Genomic DNA, 3,750 nt, shown 5'->3' with positions numbered 1-3,750 from the left:
CGCCAAGTAAAAATAAACGGCGATTTGTGGTGTTCTGGGCATGTTCCTGTTAGCGGTGACGAAGTAAATGCGTCAGAATTAAAATTCTTTCCGTACGAAGGTGAAATACGAAGGGTCGATAACTTATCGGAGTTAATAGGCGATTATGACACGTCACAATTTCGTAGTTTTGCGAAGAAAGTCGAGGGAGGTGGCGAATGACCGTCTCCATTATCGATGAATTTACCGGCAAGATTATTCGGATAGAGGTCGTTAACACTTACGCTGAATATGACGTATTGGCGAAATCATTAGACGTTATGCAAGCAGCCGAAATGGCTTAATCATTAAGGGCGAGGCATAGTCAGTCCTTACTTATAAACGGAGGTTTTATAAATGAACGAATTCTACTATTGCTATTCGATGAAGTTGCACGCGTTTCTTAGCGAGCGCGGACAGCGTTATATTTGCGCAGGGCTGAACGAAAAAACAATGCGCAAGTTCTGGCAATATAAACGTACCGACGAACTACATCGACTATTGCGCGAGTGGGCAGAAAATAAGCCTGCTTAAGCGCGTTTAATTTAAATTCAATTCTTATAAACGGAGGAATATATGATATGAAAACAGGCAAATTTATGCACTATGCAAACGCGGCAAAACAGCGGAAAGAAAAGGCGTTAGACGTCGGAAAAAACGGCATGATACCGCACGATTTGTGGCGTCGTTTTATTCCTATCGCAATGGAATACGACAGGGGAAACGCTGATATGGCGCTCCTATATTCATACTTAATCGCGAAGGTGAACGGGCAACCGGACAATGACCGTTATATGAGCGCTTTTCCTAGCGTTGATCGCATTGCGGAGGACACGCGAATATCGAGGAATAGAATCGCGAAACTTTCTAACGCATTGGAAGCGTGCGGGCTGCTCGTAACTGCGTATGATTACGCCGCAAACAGGCGCGAAAAGTTATACTATCCGCAATATTATAGCGAGCTGACTGACGCTGAGGTTCGGGCTAACTTCGACAAATTGACGAGTTAAAAGCGTTAATCACCGTAGAGTGACTTAGGTAAATCACTCTAGAGGTACTTACCTAAATCACCGTAGAGTGACGGTAATAATAACAAACGTAATAATAACGAACTTAATAATAACAAACAAATACCTGCGCCACATATTCGCTAACGCTCATATCTGTCGCAAAGGTTTTATATAATAAATACTTATTCGCGAAAATGATATGCGTTATAGATATAAGAAAACAATAAGATAGCGCCCGACATTAGGCGTAAGACAACAATCGAAGGAGGTGACACTAATATGGCGAAACAAAGGCTAAATGAAAAGCAAATAGCTGCGATAGAGTTTTTAAGTTTACCCAAACGGGGTGGATTGACATACGCGGAGATAGCGAAAGAAGTAGGTATTGCGAAATCAACGTTGTTCGAGTGGAAAAAACAAGACGCGTTTAGTGACGCACTTAAAGCGGAAATAGTACGTAAAACCACTGATAGGCTTCCGGAAGTGTTTGACTCGATAGTCGATAATATCGTAGAAACCGGAAATGCTGCTGCATTTAGAACGTTGGTACAGATGCACGGATTACTAACAGACCGCATCGAGGTAGATACGAAAGGGAGTACAACAACAGATATGGACGCTATGAGAGCGGAAATAGACCGTATGAGAAAAGCGAGAGAGTCCGAATAGTATTATCGTTGTTCATATAATGGAAGGAAAGCGGATAAGGTCACGTTGATACACCGTACTATGTCGGTCTATAGAAGGCGCAAAGACCAGGCGACGGGCGCTGGCGCGTGACCCTCTTAACACTTTTGAGGCATTAACGCTATCTTATGCAGTATTTTATACATCGCGAAGGAACTGGCGAATGTTGCCAAACGCTATTATAGCGCGGTTTATACGAATGCATAAATGAATGCGAATGTTTATCGTTGAGATAACGGATACAAACGTTGATATAACGGCATTTGTTGCGACTTCCTAACGTAACAAACATCACTTCTGCTACATTCGATATTCGTACGATCGCATAATATATGCAAGAAATGTAGGCGCGAAATAGGGGGGCGTACCTCAAATCCAATCGGCGCTCCCTTGGTAGGGTTTAAACGCGGAAATTTAAAAATCACTTTGGCTTTATCGAGATAAAGCGTAGTTAGAACAAGGCTGTTAACGTAATGTTAACGGTCTTTTTGTATTTACGCAAGTATAACTAAGGAACGTCCCGGACTCCATCTAGCTAACGGAGGTCTACCGAATCTGCCACGGATGGGTCGTTCAATTTAACATTAGGCAGAAAACGAAAGGCAGGCGAACTTGTCGAAAGATAAGTGGAACCGAGGCGCTGGCAAATACCCTGATAAAAGATCAATTATTTCGGAAATATGGCGTAGATATCGCGAGGGGTTGCCTTTAAATTATAATGCAATTCATACTGAAGATGACGCACTTAGAAGAAGATGTACTTCCTTATTTGGAGGATATAGATACGCAGTGGAAGCTGCTGGGTTTACGTATTCTTCCGTAAGAATCGACACAGATATGGCATCATACTACGGGAATGTTTTCGAAAGTTTATTATGTGAGTTATTTACGGAATTGAAACTTCATTTCGAACAGTACGCACACAGTAAGTATAATCCGGACTTCGTCCTCAGTAATAACCGATGGGTTGACGCAAAATTATCGGAGTGGACGGTAACTAACCGTGATTGTGACACGGTGCAAAAATACGAACCTTACTGTAAAAGTTTAACTATCGTATATTTACGTGGAAGAGATAATGACCGTATGATTACTTGCAAGACACGTTTAATACATGTGAATAGATATATAAAGCAATTGCCGCGACATAAGCGCGGTTATTTTTATGCGAAGGTAAACGAAATAGAACGCAAACTAAACGAGGTAGAGGCGTCTTAAGCACACGCAAAAAAGCTACCGAAGTATTAAACCTCGATAGCTTCGTAAGCCTCGTCGATCTCATCCGAAGTGATTCCGATATACTTAAGCGTCATAGCGGGCGTTGAATGGCCGAAGATTTCCATGATACGCGTTATATCAATTCCGTTGTTGTAAAGTTGCCACCCGAAAGTCTTACGAGTTGAATGGCATCCGACATTGACGTTAAGACCTGCTCGCTCAGCAGCGGCATTTAATATGCGGTAAGCCTGAACGCGACTAATCGGCTTGTTATCGCCTTTGCGCGACTGAAATAAATAGTCGTCATCATCGCCGTCAAGCTTAGCGATCTCTTTTGCGACAGTATCGCTAATCTTAATGCGTCTAGGACGCTTAGAATGGCGCGTATTAGCCGTTTTCTTCTCGACGATACTTAGATGCGTCTTACCGCGCAAATCGCCTAATTTAAGCGTTAAAAGGTCGCTGATACGCAGTCCGAAGCTAACGCCAACGATAAATAGCAAACGATCACGCCCGTGAAGGGCTTTTTTCATGCGCTCAACTTCGCGCTTAGTTTTAAAAGCATCAACCGTATTACTCAACGTAATCACCTCGAATATTTGTTACATTCATTATAAACGCAAGTTATTGCGAAAGTCAAGACGAAAGGAGACGAAAATATGGCGTGGATAAACGACCGATGGGTTAGCCGTAAAGAGCGAACGGAGCTAATCGAAACATACAAATTATATCTCGCGGAAATTGACGCAGATTACCCGGACTTGGAATACATGGCCGAAGAGGTTGCGCTTGATTATCTCGAAAAAGCTGCGGAACT

Annotated in this window: 7 protein-coding genes; 6 read left to right on the top strand and 1 reads right to left on the bottom strand. The window is 42.6% G+C overall.

What is annotated here, in order from left to right; translation table 11 throughout:
* From MKZ17_RS20505 to MKZ17_RS20480, 6 genes are all read left to right on the top strand, one after another.
* Positions 1–201 (top strand): hypothetical protein (locus MKZ17_RS20505; RefSeq protein WP_340725655.1); only part of this gene is annotated, 201 nt, incomplete at its 5' end.
* Positions 198–323: a hypothetical protein gene (locus MKZ17_RS20500; RefSeq protein WP_340725654.1), complete on the top strand. Its 126-nt coding sequence runs from the start codon at positions 198–200 to the stop codon at positions 321–323. The genes MKZ17_RS20505 and MKZ17_RS20500, both read left to right, overlap by 4 nt.
* 52 nt (positions 324–375) lie before the next feature.
* Positions 376–552 (top strand): hypothetical protein, encoded by a 177-nt coding sequence (locus tag MKZ17_RS20495; protein WP_340725653.1) that lies wholly within the window; start codon positions 376–378, stop codon positions 550–552.
* Positions 553–599: 47 nt separating this feature from the next.
* The gene (locus MKZ17_RS20490; protein ID WP_340725652.1) at positions 600–1,028 is read left to right on the top strand and encodes a helix-turn-helix domain-containing protein; all 429 of its coding nucleotides are present in this window, start codon (positions 600–602) and stop codon (positions 1,026–1,028) included.
* A gap of 279 nt (positions 1,029–1,307) precedes the next feature.
* Positions 1,308–1,697, top strand: a complete 390-nt coding sequence (locus MKZ17_RS20485) for a phBC6A51 family helix-turn-helix protein (RefSeq protein WP_340725651.1) — start codon at positions 1,308–1,310, stop codon at positions 1,695–1,697.
* Between the two features lie 630 nt (positions 1,698–2,327).
* Positions 2,328–2,933: a hypothetical protein gene (locus MKZ17_RS20480; RefSeq protein WP_340725650.1), complete on the top strand. Its 606-nt coding sequence runs from the start codon at positions 2,328–2,330 to the stop codon at positions 2,931–2,933.
* Positions 2,934–2,959: 26 nt separating this feature from the next.
* On the opposite strand, the gene MKZ17_RS20475 is transcribed toward MKZ17_RS20480, so the two are convergent.
* The gene (locus tag MKZ17_RS20475) at positions 2,960–3,523 is read right to left on the bottom strand and encodes a tyrosine-type recombinase/integrase (protein WP_445326960.1); all 564 of its coding nucleotides are present in this window, start codon (positions 3,521–3,523) and stop codon (positions 2,960–2,962) included.
* Positions 3,524–3,750 lie beyond the last annotated feature (227 nt).

The sequence above is a fragment of the Solibacillus sp. FSL R7-0682 genome (assembly GCF_038005985.1).
In the GTDB taxonomy this organism is placed as follows: Bacteria; Bacillota; Bacilli; order Bacillales_A; family Planococcaceae; genus Solibacillus.
The sequence above is the reverse complement of the archived record's forward strand: the minus strand, read 5'-3'. Positions and strand labels throughout refer to the sequence as shown.

Bases quoted from the DNA above. Each gene is read 5' to 3' on its own strand.
- MKZ17_RS20500 (WP_340725654.1), top strand. From the start codon at position 198: ATGACCGTCTCCATTATCGATGAATTTACCGGCAAGATTATTCGGATA.
- MKZ17_RS20495 (WP_340725653.1), top strand. From the start codon at position 376: ATGAACGAATTCTACTATTGCTATTCGATGAAGTTGCACGCGTTTCTT.
- MKZ17_RS20490 (WP_340725652.1), top strand. From the start codon at position 600: ATGAAAACAGGCAAATTTATGCACTATGCAAACGCGGCAAAACAGCGG.
- MKZ17_RS20485 (WP_340725651.1), top strand. From the start codon at position 1,308: ATGGCGAAACAAAGGCTAAATGAAAAGCAAATAGCTGCGATAGAGTTT.